This window comes from Enterobacter cloacae complex sp. HYC033_NIDB (assembly GCF_056673335.1).
In genome coordinates, this window is record NZ_CP115123.1 from 296,305 (window position 1) to 317,194 (window position 20,890).

23 protein-coding genes, 2 tRNA genes and 3 rRNA genes are annotated in these 20,890 nt (G+C 51.4%); 6 read left to right on the plus strand and 22 right to left on the minus strand.

Features of this window, described 5'->3' with window-relative positions:
* Nucleotides 1-19: 19 nt before the first annotated feature.
* The 5 genes from O1721_RS01405 to O1721_RS01425 form a co-directional block, all read right to left on the minus strand.
* Nucleotides 20-95: transfer RNA gene (locus O1721_RS01405), tRNA-Thr, on the minus strand.
* Nucleotides 96-109: 14 nt separating this feature from the next.
* Nucleotides 110-225, minus strand: a 5S ribosomal RNA gene (gene rrf / locus O1721_RS01410).
* A gap of 65 nt (nt 226-290) precedes the next feature.
* Nucleotides 291-3,195: ribosomal RNA gene (locus O1721_RS01415) — 23S ribosomal RNA — on the minus strand.
* A gap of 192 nt (nt 3,196-3,387) precedes the next feature.
* A tRNA-Glu gene (locus tag O1721_RS01420) sits at nt 3,388-3,463 on the minus strand.
* 84 nt (nt 3,464-3,547) lie between these two features.
* Nucleotides 3,548-5,089, minus strand: a 16S ribosomal RNA gene (locus tag O1721_RS01425).
* The 16S, 23S and 5S rRNA genes sit together here with 2 tRNA genes alongside, the layout of an rRNA operon.
* 477 nt (nt 5,090-5,566) lie before the next feature.
* Between O1721_RS01425 and O1721_RS01430 the strand changes: the two genes are divergently transcribed.
* Nucleotides 5,567-6,121 carry a gamma carbonic anhydrase family protein gene (locus tag O1721_RS01430; RefSeq protein WP_032649689.1) on the plus strand — a complete coding sequence of 185 codons (555 nt, stop codon included), beginning with the start codon at nt 5,567-5,569 and terminating at the stop codon, nt 6,119-6,121.
* Here the strand turns inward: O1721_RS01430 and O1721_RS01435 are convergent.
* From O1721_RS01435 to dprA, 6 genes are read right to left on the minus strand one after another with little or no spacing between them, the layout of a single operon-like run.
* Entirely contained in the window at nt 6,097-6,345 is a 249-nt protein-coding gene (locus tag O1721_RS01435; RefSeq protein WP_015571398.1) for a DUF1488 family protein, read from the minus strand. The genes O1721_RS01430 and O1721_RS01435 overlap by 25 nt on opposite strands.
* Complete coding sequence (gene aroE, locus O1721_RS01440; RefSeq protein WP_015571399.1) at nt 6,342-7,160, minus strand: shikimate dehydrogenase; 819 nt, start codon at nt 7,158-7,160, stop codon at nt 6,342-6,344. The genes O1721_RS01435 and aroE overlap by 4 nt, the downstream gene beginning before the upstream one ends.
* Before the next feature lie 4 nt (nt 7,161-7,164).
* On the minus strand, nt 7,165-7,737 hold the full coding sequence (gene tsaC, locus O1721_RS01445; RefSeq protein ID WP_022649580.1) for an L-threonylcarbamoyladenylate synthase type 1 TsaC: 573 nt from the start codon (nt 7,735-7,737) through the stop codon (nt 7,165-7,167).
* The gene (locus O1721_RS01450; RefSeq protein ID WP_032649692.1) at nt 7,730-8,284 is read right to left on the minus strand and encodes a DNA topoisomerase family protein; all 555 of its coding nucleotides are present in this window, start codon (nt 8,282-8,284) and stop codon (nt 7,730-7,732) included. Before O1721_RS01450 ends, tsaC begins: the two co-directional genes overlap by 8 nt.
* Nucleotides 8,285-8,310: 26 nt before the next feature.
* Entirely contained in the window at nt 8,311-8,784 is a 474-nt protein-coding gene (gene smg / locus O1721_RS01455; RefSeq protein WP_000460665.1) for a DUF494 family protein Smg, read from the minus strand.
* Nucleotides 8,756-9,880: a DNA-protecting protein DprA gene (gene dprA, locus O1721_RS01460; RefSeq protein ID WP_032649694.1), complete on the minus strand. Its 1,125-nt coding sequence runs from the start codon at nt 9,878-9,880 to the stop codon at nt 8,756-8,758. The genes smg and dprA overlap by 29 nt, the downstream gene beginning before the upstream one ends.
* A 127-nt stretch (nt 9,881-10,007) precedes the next feature.
* On the opposite strand from dprA, the gene def reads away from it, so the two are divergent.
* The 5 genes from def to mscL all read left to right on the plus strand — a co-directional run bounded on the left by def (nt 10,008) and on the right by mscL (nt 14,787).
* The gene (gene def / locus O1721_RS01465) at nt 10,008-10,517 is read left to right on the plus strand and encodes a peptide deformylase (RefSeq protein ID WP_015571402.1); all 510 of its coding nucleotides are present in this window, start codon (nt 10,008-10,010) and stop codon (nt 10,515-10,517) included.
* Between the two features lie 24 nt (nt 10,518-10,541).
* Nucleotides 10,542-11,489, plus strand: a complete 948-nt coding sequence (gene fmt, locus O1721_RS01470; protein ID WP_032649696.1) for a methionyl-tRNA formyltransferase — start codon at nt 10,542-10,544, stop codon at nt 11,487-11,489.
* A gap of 52 nt (nt 11,490-11,541) precedes the next feature.
* Nucleotides 11,542-12,828, plus strand: a complete 1,287-nt coding sequence (gene rsmB, locus O1721_RS01475; protein ID WP_032650104.1) for a 16S rRNA (cytosine(967)-C(5))-methyltransferase RsmB — start codon at nt 11,542-11,544, stop codon at nt 12,826-12,828.
* Nucleotides 12,829-12,850: 22 nt separating this feature from the next.
* The gene (trkA, locus tag O1721_RS01480) at nt 12,851-14,227 is read left to right on the plus strand and encodes a Trk system potassium transporter TrkA (RefSeq protein WP_003863337.1); all 1,377 of its coding nucleotides are present in this window, start codon (nt 12,851-12,853) and stop codon (nt 14,225-14,227) included.
* Nucleotides 14,228-14,373: 146 nt separating this feature from the next.
* Nucleotides 14,374-14,787: a large-conductance mechanosensitive channel protein MscL gene (mscL, locus tag O1721_RS01485; RefSeq protein WP_003863335.1), complete on the plus strand. Its 414-nt coding sequence runs from the start codon at nt 14,374-14,376 to the stop codon at nt 14,785-14,787.
* Here the strand turns inward: mscL and O1721_RS01490 are convergent, their stop codons facing one another.
* The 11 genes from O1721_RS01490 to rplO all read right to left on the minus strand — a co-directional run bounded on the left by O1721_RS01490 (nt 14,788) and on the right by rplO (nt 20,887).
* Nucleotides 14,788-15,003, minus strand: coding sequence for an alternative ribosome-rescue factor A (locus tag O1721_RS01490; protein ID WP_032649697.1), 216 nt, complete (start codon nt 15,001-15,003; stop codon nt 14,788-14,790). It lies immediately after the preceding gene.
* 57 nt (nt 15,004-15,060) lie between these two features.
* On the minus strand, nt 15,061-15,486 hold the full coding sequence (zntR, locus tag O1721_RS01495) for a Zn(2+)-responsive transcriptional regulator (RefSeq protein ID WP_003863328.1): 426 nt from the start codon (nt 15,484-15,486) through the stop codon (nt 15,061-15,063).
* A gap of 2 nt (nt 15,487-15,488) precedes the next feature.
* Nucleotides 15,489-15,857: a DnaJ family domain-containing protein gene (locus O1721_RS01500; RefSeq protein ID WP_023295520.1), complete on the minus strand. Its 369-nt coding sequence runs from the start codon at nt 15,855-15,857 to the stop codon at nt 15,489-15,491.
* Between the two features lie 107 nt (nt 15,858-15,964).
* Nucleotides 15,965-16,348 carry a 50S ribosomal protein L17 gene (gene rplQ / locus O1721_RS01505; RefSeq protein WP_001216368.1) on the minus strand — a complete coding sequence of 128 codons (384 nt, stop codon included), beginning with the start codon at nt 16,346-16,348 and terminating at the stop codon, nt 15,965-15,967.
* Nucleotides 16,349-16,388: 40 nt separating this feature from the next.
* On the minus strand, nt 16,389-17,378 hold the full coding sequence (locus tag O1721_RS01510; RefSeq protein WP_479953550.1) for a DNA-directed RNA polymerase subunit alpha: 990 nt from the start codon (nt 17,376-17,378) through the stop codon (nt 16,389-16,391).
* 25 nt (nt 17,379-17,403) lie between these two features.
* Entirely contained in the window at nt 17,404-18,024 is a 621-nt protein-coding gene (gene rpsD / locus O1721_RS01515; protein ID WP_003863314.1) for a 30S ribosomal protein S4, read from the minus strand.
* A gap of 32 nt (nt 18,025-18,056) precedes the next feature.
* Nucleotides 18,057-18,446, minus strand: coding sequence for a 30S ribosomal protein S11 (gene rpsK / locus O1721_RS01520; protein ID WP_003863312.1), 390 nt, complete (start codon nt 18,444-18,446; stop codon nt 18,057-18,059).
* A gap of 16 nt (nt 18,447-18,462) precedes the next feature.
* Complete coding sequence (gene rpsM, locus O1721_RS01525) at nt 18,463-18,819, minus strand: 30S ribosomal protein S13 (RefSeq protein WP_003863308.1); 357 nt, start codon at nt 18,817-18,819, stop codon at nt 18,463-18,465.
* A gap of 146 nt (nt 18,820-18,965) precedes the next feature.
* On the minus strand, nt 18,966-19,082 hold the full coding sequence (gene rpmJ / locus O1721_RS01530; protein WP_000868187.1) for a 50S ribosomal protein L36: 117 nt from the start codon (nt 19,080-19,082) through the stop codon (nt 18,966-18,968).
* 31 nt (nt 19,083-19,113) lie between these two features.
* Nucleotides 19,114-20,445 (minus strand): preprotein translocase subunit SecY, encoded by a 1,332-nt coding sequence (secY, locus tag O1721_RS01535; RefSeq protein ID WP_003863305.1) that lies wholly within the window; start codon nt 20,443-20,445, stop codon nt 19,114-19,116.
* Between the two features lie 7 nt (nt 20,446-20,452).
* Nucleotides 20,453-20,887 (minus strand): 50S ribosomal protein L15, encoded by a 435-nt coding sequence (gene rplO, locus O1721_RS01540; RefSeq protein WP_003863304.1) that lies wholly within the window; start codon nt 20,885-20,887, stop codon nt 20,453-20,455.
* Nucleotides 20,888-20,890: the final 3 nt, after the last annotated feature.

Below are 20,890 nucleotides of genomic sequence, written 5' to 3' on the forward strand. Positions count from 1 at the left end.
CTTTAACCTAAGTATAAAGTGGTGCTGATACCCAGAGTCGAACTGGGGACCTCACCCTTACCAAGGGTGCGCTCTACCAACTGAGCCATATCAGCACGCTAAATTTGATGCCTGGCAGTTCCCTACTCTCACATGGGGAGGCCCCACACTACCATCGGCGCTACGGCGTTTCACTTCTGAGTTCGGCATGGGGTCAGGTGGGACCACCGCGCTAAAGCCGCCAGGCAAATTCTGTTAATCTGTATCAGGCTGAAAATTTCGTCTCTTCGCCAAAACACCTTCGGCGTTGTAAGGTTAAGCCTCACGGTTCATTAGTATCGGTTAGCTCAACGCATCGCTGCGCTTACACACCCGACCTATCAACGTCGTCGTCTTCAACGTTCCTTCAGGAGACTTAAAGTCTCAGGGAGAACTCATCTCGGGGCAAGTTTCGTGCTTAGATGCTTTCAGCACTTATCTCTTCCGCATTTAGCTACCGGGCAGTGCCATTGGCATGACAACCCGAACACCAGTGATGCGTCCACTCCGGTCCTCTCGTACTAGGAGCAGCCCCCCTCAATTCTCCAGCGCCCACGGCAGATAGGGACCGAACTGTCTCACGACGTTCTAAACCCAGCTCGCGTACCACTTTAAATGGCGAACAGCCATACCCTTGGGACCTACTTCAGCCCCAGGATGTGATGAGCCGACATCGAGGTGCCAAACACCGCCGTCGATATGAACTCTTGGGCGGTATCAGCCTGTTATCCCCGGAGTACCTTTTATCCGTTGAGCGATGGCCCTTCCATTCAGAACCACCGGATCACTATGACCTGCTTTCGCACCTGCTCGCGCCGTCACGCTCGCAGTCAAGCTGGCTTATGCCATTGCACTAACCTCCTGATGTCCGACCAGGATTAGCCAACCTTCGTGCTCCTCCGTTACTCTTTGGGAGGAGACCGCCCCAGTCAAACTACCCACCAGACACTGTCCGCAACCCGGATTACGGGTCTACGTTAGAACACCAGCCATTAAAGGGTGGTATTTCAAGGTTGGCTCCACGCAGACTGGCGTCCACGCTTCAAAGCCTCCCACCTATCCTACACATCAAGGACCAGTGTTCAGTGTCAAGCTATAGTAAAGGTTCACGGGGTCTTTCCGTCTTGCCGCGGGTACACTGCATCTTCACAGCGAGTTCAATTTCACTGAGTCTCGGGTGGAGACAGCCTGGCCATCATTACGCCATTCGTGCAGGTCGGAACTTACCCGACAAGGAATTTCGCTACCTTAGGACCGTTATAGTTACGGCCGCCGTTTACCGGGGCTTCGATCAAGAGCTTCGCGTTGCCGCTAACCCCATCAATTAACCTTCCGGCACCGGGCAGGCGTCACACCGTATACGTCCACTTTCGTGTTTGCACAGTGCTGTGTTTTTAATAAACAGTTGCAGCCAGCTGGTATCTTCGACTGATTTCAGCTCCACCCGCAGGGGCTTCACCTACACATCAGCGTGCCTTCTCCCGAAGTTACGGCACCATTTTGCCTAGTTCCTTCACCCGAGTTCTCTCAAGCGCCTTGGTATTCTCTACCTGACCACCTGTGTCGGTTTGGGGTACGATTTCGTGTTACCTGATGCTTAGAGGCTTTTCCTGGAAGCAGGGCATTTATCACTTCAGCACCGTAGTGCCTCGTCATCACACCTCAGCGTTAATAAGGTACCGGATTTACCTGGAACCTCCGCCTACATGCTTAAACCGGGACAACCGTCGCCCGGCTGACATAGCCTTCTCCGTCCCCCCTTCGCAGTAACACCAAGTACAGGAATATTAACCTGTTTCCCATCGACTACGCCTTTCGGCCTCGCCTTAGGGGTCGACTCACCCTGCCCCGATTAACGTTGGACAGGAACCCTTGGTCTTCCGGCGAGCGGGCTTTTCACCCGCTTTATCGTTACTTATGTCAGCATTCGCACTTCTGATACCTCCAGCATGCCTCACAGCACACCTTCAACGGCTTACAGAACGCTCCCCTACCCAACAACACATAGTGTCGCTGCCGCAGCTTCGGTGCATGGTTTAGCCCCGTTACATCTTCCGCGCAGGCCGACTCGACCAGTGAGCTATTACGCTTTCTTTAAATGATGGCTGCTTCTAAGCCAACATCCTGGCTGTCTGTGCCTTCCCACATCGTTTCCCACTTAACCATGACTTTGGGACCTTAGCTGGCGGTCTGGGTTGTTTCCCTCTTCACGACGGACGTTAGCACCCGCCGTGTGTCTCCCGTGATAACATTCTTCGGTATTCGTAGTTTGCATCGGGTTGGTAAGCCGGGATGGCCCCCTAGCCGAAACAGTGCTCTACCCCCGAAGATGAGTTCACGAGGCGCTACCTAAATAGCTTTCGGGGAGAACCAGCTATCTCCCGGTTTGATTGGCCTTTCACCCCCAGCCACAGGTCATCCGCTAATTTTTCAACATTAGTCGGTTCGGTCCTCCAGTTAGTGTTACCCAACCTTCAACCTGCCCATGGCTAGATCACCGGGTTTCGGGTCTATACCCTGCAACTTAACGCCCAGTTAAGACTCGGTTTCCCTTCGGCTCCCCTATACGGTTAACCTTGCTACAGAATATAAGTCGCTGACCCATTATACAAAAGGTACGCAGTCACCCCATAAAGAGGCTCCCACTGCTTGTACGTACACGGTTTCAGGTTCTTTTTCACTCCCCTCGCCGGGGTTCTTTTCGCCTTTCCCTCACGGTACTGGTTCACTATCGGTCAGTCAGGAGTATTTAGCCTTGGAGGATGGTCCCCCCATATTCAGACAGGATACCACGTGTCCCGCCCTACTCTTCGAGTTCACAGCAAGTGTGCTTTCGTGTACGGGACTATCACCCTGTACCGTCGGACTTTCCAGACCGTTCCACTAACACACAAGCTGATTCAGACTCCGGGCTGCTCCCCGTTCGCTCGCCGCTACTGGGGGAATCTCGGTTGATTTCTTTTCCTCGGGGTACTTAGATGTTTCAGTTCCCCCGGTTCGCCTCGTTAACCTATGTATTCAGTTAACGATAGTGCAACGGATTGCACTGGGTTTCCCCATTCGGACATCGCCGGGTCAAAGGTTCATATCACCTCGCCGGCGCTTTTCGCAGATTAGCACGTCCTTCATCGCCTCTGACTGCCAGGGCATCCACCGTGTACGCTTAGTCGCTTAACCTCACAACCCGAAGATGTTTCTTTCGATTCATCATCGACTTGCGAAAATTTGAGAGACTCGAACACACATGAGCTGTGTGTCGTTTCAATTTTCAGCTTGATCCAGATTTTTAAAGAGCAAATATCTCAAACATGACTCGCAAGTCAGTTTTGAGATATGACGGCAGGTGACTTTCACTCACGAACCAGCAAGTGGCGTCCCCTAGGGGATTCGAACCCCTGTTACCGCCGTGAAAGGGCGGTGTCCTGGGCCTCTAGACGAAGGGGACGTACAGTCTCAATCGCAAGACGCCTTGCTATTTACTTTTCATCAGACAATCTGTGTGAGCACTGCAAAGGCAGGTTCTTTAAGGTAAGGAGGTGATCCAACCGCAGGTTCCCCTACGGTTACCTTGTTACGACTTCACCCCAGTCATGAATCACAAAGTGGTAAGCGCCCTCCCGAAGGTTAAGCTACCTACTTCTTTTGCAACCCACTCCCATGGTGTGACGGGCGGTGTGTACAAGGCCCGGGAACGTATTCACCGTGGCATTCTGATCCACGATTACTAGCGATTCCGACTTCATGGAGTCGAGTTGCAGACTCCAATCCGGACTACGACGCACTTTATGAGGTCCGCTTGCTCTCGCGAGGTCGCTTCTCTTTGTATGCGCCATTGTAGCACGTGTGTAGCCCTACTCGTAAGGGCCATGATGACTTGACGTCATCCCCACCTTCCTCCAGTTTATCACTGGCAGTCTCCTTTGAGTTCCCGGCCTAACCGCTGGCAACAAAGGATAAGGGTTGCGCTCGTTGCGGGACTTAACCCAACATTTCACAACACGAGCTGACGACAGCCATGCAGCACCTGTCTCAGAGTTCCCGAAGGCACCAATCCATCTCTGGAAAGTTCTCTGGATGTCAAGAGTAGGTAAGGTTCTTCGCGTTGCATCGAATTAAACCACATGCTCCACCGCTTGTGCGGGCCCCCGTCAATTCATTTGAGTTTTAACCTTGCGGCCGTACTCCCCAGGCGGTCGACTTAACGCGTTAGCTCCGGAAGCCACGCCTCAAGGGCACAACCTCCAAGTCGACATCGTTTACGGCGTGGACTACCAGGGTATCTAATCCTGTTTGCTCCCCACGCTTTCGCACCTGAGCGTCAGTCTTTGTCCAGGGGGCCGCCTTCGCCACCGGTATTCCTCCAGATCTCTACGCATTTCACCGCTACACCTGGAATTCTACCCCCCTCTACAAGACTCTAGCCTGCCAGTTTCGAATGCAGTTCCCAGGTTGAGCCCGGGGATTTCACATCCGACTTGACAGACCGCCTGCGTGCGCTTTACGCCCAGTAATTCCGATTAACGCTTGCACCCTCCGTATTACCGCGGCTGCTGGCACGGAGTTAGCCGGTGCTTCTTCTGCGGGTAACGTCAATCAACAAGGTTATTAACCTTATCGCCTTCCTCCCCGCTGAAAGTACTTTACAACCCGAAGGCCTTCTTCATACACGCGGCATGGCTGCATCAGGCTTGCGCCCATTGTGCAATATTCCCCACTGCTGCCTCCCGTAGGAGTCTGGACCGTGTCTCAGTTCCAGTGTGGCTGGTCATCCTCTCAGACCAGCTAGGGATCGTCGCCTAGGTGAGCCGTTACCCCACCTACTAGCTAATCCCATCTGGGCACATCCGATGGCAAGAGGCCCGAAGGTCCCCCTCTTTGGTCTTGCGACATTATGCGGTATTAGCTACCGTTTCCAGTAGTTATCCCCCTCCATCAGGCAGTTTCCCAGACATTACTCACCCGTCCGCCACTCGTCAGCGAAGCAGCAAGCTGCTTCCTGTTACCGTTCGACTTGCATGTGTTAGGCCTGCCGCCAGCGTTCAATCTGAGCCATGATCAAACTCTTCAATTTAAAAGTTTGATGCTCAATGAATTAAACTTCGTAATGAATTACGTGTTCACTCGTTGAGACTTGGTATTCATTTAGTGTCCGAGGACATTAAGAATCCATGTCACTTTGAGTGCCCACACAGATTGTCTGATAAATTGTTAAAGAGCAGTTGCGACGCGCTTCAGCGCGCTGTCGCGAGGTGGCGTATATTACGCTTTCCTCTTTCAGAGTCAACCCGTTATTTCAGGATTTTTTCTCTTCAACCGACCGGGTTGTCTGTGAAGTGATTCACATCCGCCGTGTCGATGGAGGCGCATTATAGGGATCCCAGTTTTTAGCACAAGTATTTTTTAGATCTTTTTTTCCAACTGATGATTTTCCGTTCTTTTCGCTGAAAACCCACCCGATCCGCTTAAAAATTGACGCATTTTGCCTTGCCTCGATCCAGGAATACGATCAAAGTCTTCTTTAATAGCGCTCATCTGTATCGAGGTAGATATGTTTGCAGTATTACGTCCTTATAAAGATCTGTTCCCCCAAAAAGGCGATCGCGTGATGATCGATGCCAGCAGCGTGGTCATTGGTGATGTTCGCATGGCCGATGATGTCAGCATCTGGCCACTCGTCGCGATCCGGGGCGATGTTAACTACGTTGCAATCGGTGCACGCACCAATATTCAGGACGGCAGCGTGCTGCATGTGACTCATAAGTCATCTTATAACCCTGAGGGCAATCCGCTCATCATTGGGGAAGATGTCACCGTCGGTCATAAAGTGATGCTCCACGGTTGCACAATCGGTAACAGGGTTCTCGTTGGGATGGGATCGATTTTGCTGGATGGCGTCATAGTAGAAGATGACGTAATGATTGGCGCAGGAAGCCTTGTTCCGCAAAACAAACGTCTGGAAAGTGGCTATCTCTATTTAGGCAGTCCGGTTAAACAGATCCGCCCCCTAAAAGAGGCGGAGATCGAAGGATTGAAATACTCAGCGAACAATTACGTTAGATGGAAGAATGACTATCTGGATCAGGATAACCAGACCCAACCCTGATCGTCTTCCTGCTGATCGCGGATCAAATCGCTGGCTTCCTCTTCCAGATCCCAGCGATTTTCGCAAAAGACCGCTAACGGATCTGAACCACCAAAGCGCTGATGCAACGTCTCCCCTTTAATCGCACAGGTGAGCTGCATTCCATGCACCAGCACCGGGAAACAAACCGCTTGCTTATTTTCATCCCAGATTTCTCTGTCGGGAAAATGAATCGCCTGATTCATGCCATCAGTTCCTGTTTCAGCTTTTCGATCACTGGTTCTACAGCAGGTAACACGCCATGCCAGAGTAGCACCGCATGAGCCGCCTGCCCCACCAGCATGCCCAGACCATCAGCCACGTGTTTTGCCCCCTGTTGTTCACACCAGGTCAGAAATGGCGTTTTCCCTTTTTGATAAAACATGTCATAGGCGTAGATGTGGGAATGAACCAGGGATGCAGGAATCGCCGGGATCTCTCCATTAATACCGCTTGAGGTGGCATTAATTACAAGATCAAATTCGTGACCCGCGAGATCGTCAAGTGCTACCGCAGTTACGCTGCCTGTGTGTGCGAACAACGCCGCCAGCTCTTCTGCTCTGGAGAAGGTACGGTTGGTGATTGTCACCGCACAATCCAGCGAAAGAAGAGGAAGCAATACGCCGCGCGACGCGCCACCCGCGCCGATCAGCAGGATCCGAAAGCCTGGTTTAATAAACGACAGTCGTTCCAGATCGCTGAGTAAACCTATGCCATCGGTGTTATCGCCCAGAAGGCGACCATCTTCGAGCCGCTTAAGGGTATTGACGGCACCAGCGAGCGAGGCACGCTCGGTCAGCTCATCCGCGCGCCCGAAAGCCTCTTCTTTAAAAGGCACCGTGACGTTCGCACCTTTACCACCCGCATCAAAAAAGCTATTCAGCGTCGGTATAAATGCATCAACAGGCGCAAGAACCCGACCATACGGGTGATCTATCTGCAATTGCTCTGCAAACAGCTGATGGATCAGAGGCGACTTGCTGTGCGCGATCGGGTTACCAAAAACAGCATAGGTTTCCATAACATTATCCCTGGCGAAAACGTTCGCCGGTCAAGGCATCGCGAATTTCTGACGGGTTAAGACGCCCCCCGGTTTCACCCACGGCTACAGGGAAATCATTCCCGAACTGCGCCAGAACTTCTTCTGTTGTCCGACAAGGGGGAAGCCCGGTCAGGTTGGCGCTGGTTGAAACCAGGGGTTTACCAAATGCCTGGCATAACTCCACCACCAAGGGATGGTCGGTAACGCGTACCGCGAGTGAATCGAAACGCCCGGTTAGCCAGCGCGGCGTTGTCGGTTGTGCAGGGAAAACAAACGTCACGGGACCAGGCCACGCAGAGAAAATGGTTTCCCGCTGTGCAGGTGTCAGCATGGAATCATCAATATAAGGCTTAAGCTGCTCGTAGTTCGCAGCGATCAAAATCAATCCTTTTTCGACAGGCCGCTGTTTTAGCGCCAGCAGACGGTTAACGGCGACTTCGCTGTCAGGATCGCACCCGACCCCGAAAACGGCTTCTGTTGGATAGGCGATGACTTCTTCTTTTTTCAGGATTTCCACCGCCTGCGCGATGGAGCCTGATGGCAGGTTATTATTCACTGATTTGATCCGCCGAAACCGGCTTTCCACATTGTTTACTGGCGCAAAAGCGTTTCAAGCCTTGCGCGGTTTTCTTTTCTATAAGTAACGGATAATCGCAATGAGGGCAGACGCCCGCTACTGGTTTGAAATTGATAACGAACTGGCATTCAGGATAGCGATCGCACGAATGGAAGGTCTTGCCATAACGAGAGCGGCGCTGCACCAATTGACCACGCTGGCACTGAGGGCAGGCAATTGCCGTTTCATCTGGTTTATCAATTTGTTCCGTATGTTCACATTCCGGATAGCGGCTGCATCCGATAAACATCCCGAACCGCCCCTGCCGCAGCGCCAGTTCGCCGCCACAGAGTGGACAAAGCTGTCCCTCCAGAATTTTGACGATATGTCCGTCCGCCTGGCTTTTCAGGGGACGGACATAATCACATTCCGGATAGCGTGAACAACCGAGAAACGGACCGTGTTTCCCGGACCGAATAACAAGTTCAGCCCCACACTGTGGGCAGGGCTCGTTTTTATGCACCGTGAAGAGTGCTGATTTGGCCATAACAACTCTTGTTGCTGCACATAGAATTAATGCAGCATACCTTCATTCACTTCAAAGAGTAATTCTTCCATTTGCTGATAGGCATTTTCACAGCCTGGGATGTTGAACAGAACCATCAGGATCACCCATTTGAGATCTTCCAGTTCAAACTCAGCAGTATCCAGCGCCATGACGCGCTCTATCACCATCTCTCTCGTTTCGAGGTTTAGCACCTGAATCTGCTCGAGGAATAAAATGAATCCCCGGCAGCTGGCATCCAGCCTTTCACACTCTTCAGCTGTATAGATGCGCACAGACAATGGGTCAGAAGCAAGCTGCATCGGTTCGGCGAGGCCGTCCTGATAATCAGCCAACTTATCCAGCCACATCAACGCATTATAAATATCTTCCCGCTCAAAACCTGCGTCGGTCAGATCCCGTGTTAATTTGTCCTGATCCACCTGCATTTCTGCTTCGTTGTGGATGTAAGTCTCAAACAAATACATCAGTACGTCGAACATGGCATGCCCTCCTTAATCGGACATAGCCGCCGGGTACAGCTGCGATCCACCCTGCTAACTCCAGTTCGAGTAGCTGTGCTACCGTTACTGGCACAGGTTGGCCGGCACGTTCAGCGACAACGTCAACAGGTGTTACCTCATCTCCTACGTTAGCCAGGAGCTTGGGAAATGGCAATGCTACTGCCTCCTGATCCGATGAAATATGTCGCTTTTGGAGATCATCCTGCAACCAATGCAATCCATACTGCAAATTTTCCAGGATATCCTCTTTACAGGTCACCAGCGTCGCCCCCTGTTTTATCAGCCAGTGAGGGCCTTCGCAGCCAGGGTTCCCCAACGGGCCGGGTAGCGCAAAAACTTCACGCCCCTGCTCCAGTGCGCACCTTGCGGTAACCAGCGATCCACTCCGAATCGCAGCTTCGACCACCAGCACGCCCTGGCTTAACCCACTGATGATCCGGTTACGCCGTGGAAAGTTACCCGGTCTGGGCGATGTCGAAAGTGAAAACTCAGATACTATCGCCCCCTCTGAAGCGATAAGTTGCTCAGCCAGAATGTGATGACGACGCGGATAGAGACTAAAAAGACCATTGCCAAGCACGGCGACACTTCGCCCTTTTGCTGACAACGCCGCATGATGTGCCACACCATCGATGCCGCAAGCCAGGCCACTGGTGATCGTAAAGCCACATTGGGATAGCTGTTCACTCAGCATTTTCCCCCACCGCTCGCCATACCACGAGGGCGCACGGCTGCCCACAACCGCAAGCTGCATGCTATTAAGCACGTCAACGCGGCCTCGCACAAATAGCGCCCCGGGAAAATCAGGTATAGAACGTAACAATGGCGGAAAGCGAGGATCATCCGCTGTGAGAAGGTGGTTGTCGGTGTGTTCCAGCCATTCCAGACTACGTTCAAGCTCACTCTCACTGAACGAAAAAAACTTTACGGCATGTTTGGGCAAAAGCCCTGACGCGTTGACAGCTTCAGCATCGACGGTTGCCTGGCGAAGCAGCCTCTGCGCAATCTCCAGCATCGCGTCACCGTATAACGACCCGATGTTTATAAGCCGTAACCATATCTCTGTGGACGTCATCCTTTTCCCTGCCATAAGCAGCCTCAGCAATCTTTGCGATTGGTCACTGATGCTGTCAATCGACCGGGGATTTGTCTAGAATAGAAGTAATATTCTTATCAACTCCTGAACACGACTCTGGAAATTTATGGCAGTTTTGCAAGTGTTACATATTCCTGACGAGCGCCTTCGCATCGTCGCGGAACCGGTTAAAGAAGTGAATGCAGAAATTCAGCGTATCGTCGATGATATGTTCGATACCATGTACGCTGAAGAAGGCATTGGCCTTGCCGCGACCCAGGTAGACATTCACAAACGTATTATTGTGATCGACGTTTCTGAAAATCGTGATGAGCGCCTGGTGCTGATCAACCCTGAGATGCTGGAAAAAAGCGGCGAAACAGGTATTGAGGAAGGCTGTCTGTCTATCCCTGAACAGCGCGCTTTGGTGCCACGTGCCGAAAAAGTTAAAATCCGCGCACTGGATCGTGACGGCAATCCGTTTGAGCTGGAAGCCGACGATCTGCTGGCGATTTGCATTCAGCATGAGATGGATCACCTGGTCGGTAAGCTGTTTATCGATTACCTCTCACCGCTGAAGCAACAGCGTATTCGTCAGAAAGTTGAGAAACTGGATCGTTTACGTTCTCGCGCTTAACGCCCCCCGGATACAAGGAATAACGTGTCTACATCACTACGTATAATCTTCGCGGGTACCCCTGATTTTGCAGCGCGTCATCTCGACGCGCTGCTATCGTCTGGTCATCAGATTGTTGGCGTATTTACTCAGCCTGATCGTCCGGCTGGCCGCGGTAAAAAATTGATGCCTGGCCCGGTTAAAGTGCTGGCAGAAACGCATGGTTTGCCGATTTTCCAACCTGCATCATTACGACCTCAGGAAAACCAGCAGTTAGTGGCAGACCTGAACGCTGACGTGATGGTAGTTGTGGCTTACGGCCTCATTCTGCCGAAAGCGGTACTCGATATGCCCCGCCTGGGCTGTGTTAACGTTCATGGTTCCTTGCTCCCACGCTGGCGTGGTGCAGCCCCTATTCAGCGCGCTCTGTGGGCAGGCGATGCTGAAACTGGCGTGACAATCATGAAGATGGACGTAGGTTTAGACACGGGCGACATGCTGTATAAACTGGCGTGTCCCATTACCGCAGAAGATACCAGCGCCACGCTGTATGACAAGCTGGCGGATCTCGGTCCGCAGGGGCTGATTGAGACGCTGCAACAGCTTGCTGACAATACAGCGACACCTGAAGTGCAGGATGAGGCACAGGTGACCTATGCTGAAAAACTGAGTAAAGAAGAAGCCCGGATCGACTGGTCCCTGTCAGCAGCTCAACTCGAACGCTGTATCCGCGCCTTTAATCCATGGCCGATGAGCTGGTTGATGATTGATGAGCAGCCAGTGAAAGTCTGGAAAGCTTCAGTTATTAACGGCAATACTTCGGCAGAGCCCGGTACGATTATCGACGCCAGCAAAAACGGTATCCAGGTTGCGACCGGAGAAGGGATCCTGAATCTTGAATCGCTGCAACCGGCCGGTAAAAAGGCAATGAGCGCGCAGGATCTATTAAATTCCCGTCGTGAATGGTTCATCCCTGGCAATCGCCTTGCCTGAACAAATTTACTCTTAAGGCCCGGTGTTTCCGGGCATTTTTATTTTTACGGTTATGAAAAGACAAAATCTACGCACTATGGCGGCTCAGGCCGTTGAGCAGGTTATCGAGCAGGGCCAGTCACTGAGTAATGTCCTGCCTCCACTGCAACAAAAGGTTTCCGATAAAGACAAAGCACTGCTTCAGGAGCTGTGCTTTGGCGTGCTGCGCACCCTCTCTCAGCTTGAGTGGTTAATTAATAAGCTGATGTCACGCCCAATGAGCGGCAAGCAGCGTACCGTGCATTATTTGATCATGGTCGGTTTCTACCAGCTTCTTCATACCCGCATTCCACCTCATGCTGCGCTGGCTGAGACAGTGGAGGGTGCCGTTGCGATTAAACGTCCCCAGCTGAAAGGATTGATTAATGGCGTGCTGCGTCAGTTCCAGCGTCAGCAGGACGAACTGCTGGCAGAATTTGCGCAAAGCGAAGCGCGCTTCCTGCACCCTGAATGGCTGCTGAATCGCCTTAAAAAAGCCTATCCACAGCAATGGCAAGACATTGCTGATGCCAATAACCAACGTCCGCCGATGTGGTTACGCGTCAATCGTAACCATCATACCCGCGACGCATGGCTGGCCCTGCTGGAAGAGGCCGGAATGAGCGGCTTCACACACGCTGCTTATCCTGATGCGGTTCGTTTAGCCTCCCCTGCACCGGTACATGCATTACCCGGTTTTGAAGAGGGCTGGGTAACGGTACAGGACGCATCCGCTCAGGGCTGCATGACCTGGCTTGAACCGAAAGACGGGGAGCAGATCCTTGATCTCTGTGCAGCGCCAGGGGGGAAAACAACGCATATTCTGGAAGTGGCGCCGCAGGCCAGCGTGATGGCCGTGGATGTTGATGAGCAGCGTCTTTCACGCGTCTATGACAACCTCAAGCGTCTGGGTATGAAAGCACAGGTTAAGCAAGGCGATGGACGTAAACCCGCAGACTGGTGTGGTGATACCAGGTTCGATCGTATTTTGCTGGACGCCCCTTGCTCAGCAACTGGCGTGATTCGTCGTCATCCCGATATCAAATGGCTGCGTCGCGATCGTGATATCAAGGAGCTTGCCCAGTTGCAATCCGAAATTCTGGATGCCATCTGGCCGCATCTCAAACCCGGCGGAACCCTGGTGTATGCAACCTGCTCTGTTCTTCCGGAAGAGAACCGTCAGCAAATTGCGGCTTTCCTGAAACGCACCCCGGACGCTACGCTGCATGATACGGGAACACCTGAGCACCCGGGTCTGCAAAACCTGCCGGGCGCAGAAGAGGGTGATGGTTTCTTTTACGCTAAGCTAATCAAAGAGTGATGTTGAGAACAGGTCACGAAAGATGAAAATTATCATTCTGGGCGCAGGGCAAGTTGGCGGAACGCTGGCGGAAAATCTCGTGGGCGAAAACAACGATATCACCATTGTGGATACCAATGGCGATCGCCTGCGTGTTTTGCAGGACAAGTTTGATCTTCGTGTTGTACAGGGGCACGGCTCTCACCCACGTGTGCTTCGGGAGGCGGGCGCGGACGATGCCGACATGCTGGTTGCAGTAACCAGTTCTGATGAAACCAACATGGTTGCATGTCAGGTGGCCTACTCGCTTTTCAACACACCGAACCGCATCGCCCGTATTCGCTCACCGGACTATGTCCGGGATGCGGAAAAGCTGTTTAATTCCGAAGCAGTACCTATCGACCATCTTATTGCGCCTGAACAGCTGGTTATCGACAGTATTTATCGTCTGATTGAGTACCCGGGCGCGTTGCAGGTTGTGAACTTTGCTGAAGGAAAAGTAAGCCTGGCGGTTGTGAAGGCTTATTACGGCGGTCCGCTGATTGGTAATGCCCTGTCGACAATGCGCGAGCATATGCCACATATCGATACGCGTGTTGCGGCGATTTTCCGTCACGACAGACCTATTCGTCCGCAAGGTTCCACCATTGTCGAAGCCGGGGATGAAGTCTTCTTTATTGCGGCTTCTCAGCATATCCGCGCAGTGATGAGTGAACTTCAGCGTCTCGAAAAACCGTATAAACGTATTATGCTGGTAGGCGGCGGTAATATTGGCGCAGGTCTGGCGAGACGGCTGGAAAAAGACTACAGCGTGAAGCTGATCGAACGAGATCAACAGCGCGCGTCGGAGCTGGCTGAAAAGCTTCAGAATACTATCGTCTTTTATGGCGATGCTTCGGATCAGGAATTGCTGGCCGAAGAGCATATCGATCAGGTTGATCTTTTTATTGCCGTCACCAACGACGACGAAGCGAATATTATGTCCGCCATGCTCGCTAAACGTATGGGGGCGAAAAAAGTAATGGTGCTTATCCAGCGTAAGGCTTATGTCGACCTGGTGCAGGGTAGCGTAATTGATATCGCTATTTCACCCCAGCAAGCCACCATCTCTGCCCTGCTAAGCCATGTGCGTAAAGCGGATATTGTCGGCGTGTCGTCTCTTCGTCGTGGTGTTGCTGAAGCCATTGAAGCCGTCGCTCACGGGGATGAAACGACGTCGCGCGTTGTTGGTCGTGCGATAGATGAAATTAAACTTCCACCAGGCACCATTATCGGCGCCGTAGTGCGAGGTAACGATGTGATGATCGCCAATGATAATTTACGTATCGAGCAGGGTGACCACGTTATTATGTTCCTGACCGATAAAAAATTTATTACCGACGTCGAGCGTTTATTCCAGCCAAGCCCGTTCTTCCTGTAATGATTTGGGTGTTCAGACAAGAGCACCCAAATATTAACCTTCTAATTTTCATGCCTTTTATTTTTCATAACGATTATTTATCCCCAATGGCAATTAGCTAATCATTTGTTAAACTTATAGGCGTCAGCTGGCACAAGGAGAACATAATGAGTTTTATTAAAGAGTTTCGCGAATTTGCGATGCGCGGGAATGTGGTGGATTTGGCTGTGGGTGTCATTATTGGTGCGGCGTTCGGTAAGATCGTTTCATCATTAGTCGCCGACATTATTATGCCGCCGTTAGGACTGTTGATTGGAGGCATTGATTTCAAACAATTCGCCTTCACCCTACGGGAAGCTCAGGGCGATATCCCTGCGGTTGTAATGCACTATGGCGTATTCATTCAGAACGTATTTGATTTCGTGATCGTGGCATTTGCCATTTTCATGGCGATCAAACTTATCAACAGACTTAACCGTAAAAAAGAAGAACCGGCTGCTGCACCGCCAGCACCCACTAAAGAAGAAGTCTTACTGACTGAAATTCGCGATCTGTTAAAAGAGCAGAATAACCGCGTTTAATCAGGCGACAGAAACAAAAAGGCCAGTGGTAAAAAAGCGATTAGCTTGCTTGCCACTGGCCTCCCAGTTACCCCGTTGTGCATGTTTACCTTTACGTAAATAACTCCCTTTTCCTTTCTTTTTCTTCTCAACTCGCTGTCTGAAAAGTGGGTCGTGAAGCAATGCCTCAATGGCGTTATCCTTAATTTGTCCCTTAGTATGCTGATAGCGGCTCATCATTTCTCCTGAGCATAGTTAATGTCGGCGGGAGTCTAGTCCCTGGCTGATAAAAAATCAACAACCCTGAGTTTCACTACTGGCGCCCTGTTCAAGAGCTTCCAGTATTGAGCAATAAACACTGCTATGAGCGGTACCGCAGCACGCGTCATTTAACCTTTGCAGAGATCGCTGCATGGCTTGCAGCTCCTGAATGCGCCCTTCAACTTCATCCAGCCGGGCCTGAACGATGCTTTTAGATTCCTGACACGTATGATGTTCAGGATCGATACGGATCGACAGCAGTTCACGGATCGACTCCAGCGTGAAGCCGAGTTGCCGTGCATAGCGGATAAAACGAAGGCGTTGCAGGTCGTTATCCGTATAAAGGCGAAATCCACCTTCCGTTCTGACCTCATGATCGATCATCTGCTGCTTTTCGTAGTAGCGGATAGTATCCGGCGTTACGTTAGCAAGCTTCGCAAGTTCACCTATGCGGTACATGGCTACTCCTCGTTTATTTTTTGCATTAACCTTTCACTGTACTCACCATGCAAAAAGTCAGTATTCATTCCCGTCTGGCGCAGTTTTAGCTCGATGAGCGCCAACCGACGACTGATTTCGGAGTACCGCGGGTCATTCTTATGAATGCCTTTAAGCAGATCGGCAAGCTCGACGGCTTCATTGCGTTGCTGAAGTTCAGGCGGTAAACAACCTGCGTTTTTCAGTAAGCGATAACCGGCCCGTAATTCAGGGGGAATATGTGAATCATCGTCCAGAATCAGCGGCTCACCGCTACCGGGAAGATTTTCGAACTCGCCTTTGTTTTGGGCATCGCAAATATGGCGTTCAGCCCACTGATCGAGCAACCACATAATGAACTCCAGGGGGTGAGCAGAAAAGATACAGACATTGTAGATAAGTGGAGATTCTGCGGATATAAAAAAACCCGCCGAGGCGGGTTTTTTTACGTTACTACAGATTACTCTGCAGCAGCTTCTGCTTTCTCTGAACGATCAACCAGCTCGATGTAAGCCATCGGCGCGTTGTCGCCTGCACGGAAGCCACACTTCAGAATGCGAGTGTAACCACCGGCACGGCTCGCGAAACGCGGGCCCAGTTCGTTAAACAGTTTTGCCACGATCTCGTTATCACGAGTACGGGCGAATGCCAGACGACGATTAGCAACGCTGTCAGTCTTGGCAAGAGTAATCAGCGGCTCAACTACGCGACGCAGCTCTTTCGCTTTAGGCAGGGTCGTCTTGATGATTTCATGACGAACCAGTGAACCTGCCATGTTGCGGAACATAGCCTGGCGATGGCTGCTGTTGCGGTTCAGTTGACGACCACTCTTACGATGGCGCATGACCTTATCCTTCTCAGTAAAACCTTAACCTGTGATCCGGTTACTCGTCAGCAATGCTTGCTGGTGGCCAGTTTTCCAGGCGCATGCCCAGAGACAGACCACGTGAAGCCAGCACGTCTTTAATCTCGGTAAGAGATTTTTTACCCAGGTTCGGCGTTTTCAGCAACTCAACCTCGGTACGCTGTACCAGATCACCGATATAGTGGATAGCTTCTGCCTTGAGGCAGTTAGCAGAGCGGACAGTCAATTCCAGATCGTCAACAGGGCGCAGCAGGATCGGATCGAATTCTGGTTTCTCTTCTTTCACTTCCGGCTGACGTACATCACGTAAGTCAACGAAAGCTTCCAGTTGTTCTGCCAGGATGGTTGCCGCACGACGAATCGCCTCTTCAGGATCGATTGTGCCATTGGTTTCCATTTCGATGACCAGCTTGTCCAGGTCGGTACGCTGTTCTACACGCGCTGCTTCAACATTGTAGGCAATACGCTCTACAGGGCTGTAACATGCGTCGACCAGCAGACGGCCGATTGGGCGCTCATCTTCTTCCGAATGAATTCGGGCAGAAGCCGGCACATAACCACTACCGCGCTGAACTTTGATACGCATGCTAATAGCTGCGTTCTCATCGGTCAGGTGGCAGATCACGTGCTGCGGCTTGACGATTTCAACATCACCGTCGTGGGTGATGTCGGCTGCAGTCACAGGGCCAATGCCAGATTTATTCAGAGTAAGAATAACTTCATCTTTACCCTGAACTCTCACCGCCAGCCCTTTCAGGTTGAGCAGGATTTCAAGGATATCTTCCTGAACGCCTTCTTTGGTGCTGTACTCATGAAGTACACCATCAATCTCAACCTCGGTCACCGCGCAACCCGGCATCGATGAGAGCAGAATACGGCGCAGTGCGTTACCCAGAGTATGGCCAAAGCCACGCTCTAAAGGCTCAAGGGTCACCTTGGCGTGCGTCGAACTCACTTGCTCGATATCTACCAGGCGCGGTTTTAGAAACTCTGTCACAGAACCCTGCATTGTGTCCTCTCTTTGGTACTAAGCTTTACTTGGAGTAAAGCTCGACGATCAGGTGTTCGTTAATGTCCGCAGACAGATCAGAACGTTCTGGCTGACGCTTGAACGTACCTTCCATCTTGCCAGCATCAACTTCCAGCCAGGTTGGCTTTTCACGCTGCTCAGCCAGCTCCAGAGCGGCTTTCACGCGAGATTGCTTTTTCGCTTTCTCACGAATGCTAACAACGTCATTCGCTTTAACCTGATAAGAAGCGATGTTAACAACACGACCGTTTACCATGATTGCTTTATGGCTAACCAGCTGGCGTGATTCAGCACGAGTCGCGCCGAAGCCCATACGGTATACAACGTTGTCCAGACGACCTTCCAGCAGAGCCAGCAGGTTTTCACCTGTGTTGCCTTTCAGACGTGCTGCTTCTTTATAGTAGTTACGGAACTGACGCTCCAGCACACCGTAGATACGGCGAACTTTTTGCTTTTCACGCAACTGCACACCATAGTCAGACAGACGCGGTTTACGCGCACCGTGCTGGCCAGGAGCTTGTTCAATTTTACACTTGGTATCGATCGCGCGAACGCCAGACTTAAGGAATAAGTCGGTGCCCTCACGACGGCTCAGCTTGAGCTTAGGACCCAAATATCTTGCCATTTTCTATCTCCAACTAACCTAAAAAACGAGCGTTATACGCGACGTTTTTTCGGCGGACGACAACCGTTATGAGGGATCGGAGTCACATCAGTAATATTCGTGATGCGGAAACCAGCGGCGTTCAGAGCGCGAACAGTAGATTCACGACCCGGACCCGGACCTTTAACCATAACTTCCAGATTCTTGATGCCGTATTCTTTTACGGCTTCAGCGCAACGCTCTGCTGCAACCTGAGCTGCGAACGGAGTGGATTTGCGAGAACCACGGAAACCGGAACCACCGGCTGTTGCCCAACCCAATGCGTTACCCTGACGATCAGTAATAGTAACGATGGTGTTGTTGAAAGAAGCATGGATATGAGCCACGCCGTCAGAGACTTGTTTTCTTACACGTTTACGTGCACGAACTGGTGCCTTTGCCATTATTCAATCACCCCGATTATTTCTTGATCGGTTTGCGCGGACCCTTACGGGTACGTGCGTTGGTCTTAGTACGCTGACCGCGCACTGGCAGACCACGACGATGACGCAAACCGCGATAGCAACCAAGATCCATCAGGCGCTTGATGCTCATGCTGATTTCACGGCGCAGATCACCTTCAACGACAAATTTGGCAACTTCGTCACGCAGCGTGTCGATTTGTTCTTCAGACAGCTCACTGATCTTAACATCTTCAGCGATACCCGCTGCAGCCAGAATGGCTTTAGAACGGGTCTTGCCGACGCCATAGATCGAAGTTAATGCGATCACAGCATGTTTCTGATCAGGAATGTTAATGCCTGCTATACGGGCCACTATGCACTCCTACTATTTAATATGTACGCACCATGCTGAAAAGCCCGTTTTCAGGATACTCAAATGGAAACGTACAGACATACAAAAGATTGGCTGGCTAATCTAGCCAGCTCAACCCAACTTTGCAAGAAAAATATGCGAAATAATCAGCCTTGGCGCTGTTTATGCTTCGGCTCGGCACTGCAAATCACACGGATGACACCATCACGCTTAACGATTTTGCAGTTACGGCATAATTTCTTGACGGAAGCACGAACTTTCATTTTTACTCTCCGTAACTTCTCAGGCGACCAGTTAGCGGCCGTAGCCTTTCAGGTTCGCCTTCTTCAATGCAGACTCATACTGACTGGACATCATCAGAGTTTGCACTTGAGCCATAAAGTCCATAATCACGACCACAACGATAAGCAGTGAGGTCCCACCGAAGTAGAACGGTACTTTCATTGCATCACGCATGAACTCCGGGATCAGGCAGATAAAAGTAATATAAAGCGCACCAACCAAAGTCAGGCGAGTCATTACTTTATCGATATACTTCGCCGTTTGCTCTCCCGGACGAATTCCTGGTACAAATGCACCGGACTTCTTCAGGTTATCTGCTGTTTCACGCGGGTTGAAGACCAACGCCGTGTAGAAGAAACAGAAGAAGATGATCGCAGACGCATAGAGTAACACATAAAGTGGTTGCCCAGGCTGCAAATACAGCGAAATTGTTGTCAGCCAGTTCCAACCAGTACCGCCCCCGAACCATGACGCGATGGTTGCCGGGAACAGAATAATACTGGAAGCGAAGATAGCCGGGATAACCCCCGCCATATTCACTTTCAGCGGTAAATGTGTGCTCTGTGCAGCATAGACACGACGACCCTGCTGACGTTTAGCGTAGTTCACCACAATGCGGCGTTGACCACGTTCAACGAAGACAACAAAGAACGTCACTGCAAATACTAATACTGCAACCAACAGCAACAGGAGGAAGTGCAGGTCGCCTTGACGCGCTTGCTCGATAGTATGGGCGATGGCCGGCGGGAGACCCGCAACGATACCGGCGAAGATAATGATTGAGATACCGTTACCGATACCTCGTTCAGTAATCTGTTCGCCGAGCCACATCAGGAACATGGTCCCTGTGACCAGACTTACAACAGCGGTGAAATAGAATGCAAAGCCTGGGTTTAATACCAGACCTTGCATACCAGGCATATTCGGAAGACCGGTAGCAATACCGATCGACTGGAATATTGCCAGCACCAGAGTGCCGTAACGGGTGTACTGGCTAATCTTACGACGTCCAGACTCCCCTTCTTTCTTCAACTCTGCCAGGGCCGGATGAACGACCGTCAGCAGCTGGATAATAATCGATGCCGAAATGTACGGCATAATACCCAGTGCGAAAATAGAAGCACGGCTGAGAGCACCACCAGAGAACATGTTGAACATTTCAATGATGGTGCCTCGCTGTTGCTCAAGCAGTTTGGCAAGTACAGCGGCATCAATACCAGGGATCGGAATAAAAGAGCCAATACGGAACACAATCAGCGCGCCGATTACAAACAGCAGTCTGCGTTTCAGCTCGCCAAATCCACCTTTGGCACTTTGAAAATCTAATCCCGGTTGCTTAGCCATCTGCTACTTATTCCTCAATTTTACCGCCAGCAGCTTCGATAGCAGCACGAGCACCTTTAGTAACACGCAGGCCACGAACAGTTACCGGAGTAGAAACTTCACCAGCCAGGATCACTTTCGCGAACTCGATCTGGATACCGATAATGTTAGCCGCTTTCAGCGTGTTCAGGTCTACAACGCCGCCTTCAACTTTCGCCAGGTCAGACAGACGGATTTCCGCTGTGATCGCTGCTTTGCGAGAGGTGAAGCCGAACTTCGGCAGACGACGGTACAGTGGCATCTGGCCACCCTCGAAACCGCGACGTACGCCACCGCCAGAACGAGAGTTCTGACCTTTGTGACCACGACCACCGGTTTTGCCGAGGCCAGAACCGATACCACGACCCAGGCGTTTACCCGCCTTTTTAGAGCCTTCGGCCGGAGACAGAGTATTTAAACGCATCTC

Coding starts and splice junctions, on each gene's coding strand:
- aroE (WP_015571399.1), bottom strand. CDS start 7,160: ATGGAAACCTATGCTGTTTTTGGTAACCCGATCGCGCACAGCAAGTCG.
- zntR (WP_003863328.1), bottom strand. CDS start 15,486: ATGTACCGCATAGGTGAACTTGCGAAGCTTGCTAACGTAACGCCGGAT.
- O1721_RS01500 (WP_023295520.1), bottom strand. CDS start 15,857: ATGTGGTTGCTCGATCAGTGGGCTGAACGCCATATTTGCGATGCCCAA.
- O1721_RS01450 (WP_032649692.1), bottom strand. CDS start 8,284: ATGGCCAAATCAGCACTCTTCACGGTGCATAAAAACGAGCCCTGCCCA.
- smg (WP_000460665.1), bottom strand. CDS start 8,784: ATGTTCGACGTACTGATGTATTTGTTTGAGACTTACATCCACAACGAA.
- O1721_RS01510 (WP_479953550.1), bottom strand. CDS start 17,378: ATGCAGGGTTCTGTGACAGAGTTTCTAAAACCGCGCCTGGTAGATATC.
- trkA (WP_003863337.1), top strand. CDS start 12,851: ATGAAAATTATCATTCTGGGCGCAGGGCAAGTTGGCGGAACGCTGGCG.
- dprA (WP_032649694.1), bottom strand. CDS start 9,880: ATGACGTCCACAGAGATATGGTTACGGCTTATAAACATCGGGTCGTTA.
- rpsD (WP_003863314.1), bottom strand. CDS start 18,024: ATGGCAAGATATTTGGGTCCTAAGCTCAAGCTGAGCCGTCGTGAGGGC.
- mscL (WP_003863335.1), top strand. CDS start 14,374: ATGAGTTTTATTAAAGAGTTTCGCGAATTTGCGATGCGCGGGAATGTG.
- O1721_RS01430 (WP_032649689.1), top strand. CDS start 5,567: ATGTTTGCAGTATTACGTCCTTATAAAGATCTGTTCCCCCAAAAAGGC.
- rpsK (WP_003863312.1), bottom strand. CDS start 18,446: ATGGCAAAGGCACCAGTTCGTGCACGTAAACGTGTAAGAAAACAAGTC.
- secY (WP_003863305.1), bottom strand. CDS start 20,445: ATGGCTAAGCAACCGGGATTAGATTTTCAAAGTGCCAAAGGTGGATTT.
- rsmB (WP_032650104.1), top strand. CDS start 11,542: ATGAAAAGACAAAATCTACGCACTATGGCGGCTCAGGCCGTTGAGCAG.
- rplQ (WP_001216368.1), bottom strand. CDS start 16,348: ATGCGCCATCGTAAGAGTGGTCGTCAACTGAACCGCAACAGCAGCCAT.
- def (WP_015571402.1), top strand. CDS start 10,008: ATGGCAGTTTTGCAAGTGTTACATATTCCTGACGAGCGCCTTCGCATC.
- O1721_RS01435 (WP_015571398.1), bottom strand. CDS start 6,345: ATGAATCAGGCGATTCATTTTCCCGACAGAGAAATCTGGGATGAAAAT.
- rpmJ (WP_000868187.1), bottom strand. CDS start 19,082: ATGAAAGTTCGTGCTTCCGTCAAGAAATTATGCCGTAACTGCAAAATC.
- rplO (WP_003863304.1), bottom strand. CDS start 20,887: ATGCGTTTAAATACTCTGTCTCCGGCCGAAGGCTCTAAAAAGGCGGGT.
- O1721_RS01490 (WP_032649697.1), bottom strand. CDS start 15,003: ATGAGCCGCTATCAGCATACTAAGGGACAAATTAAGGATAACGCCATT.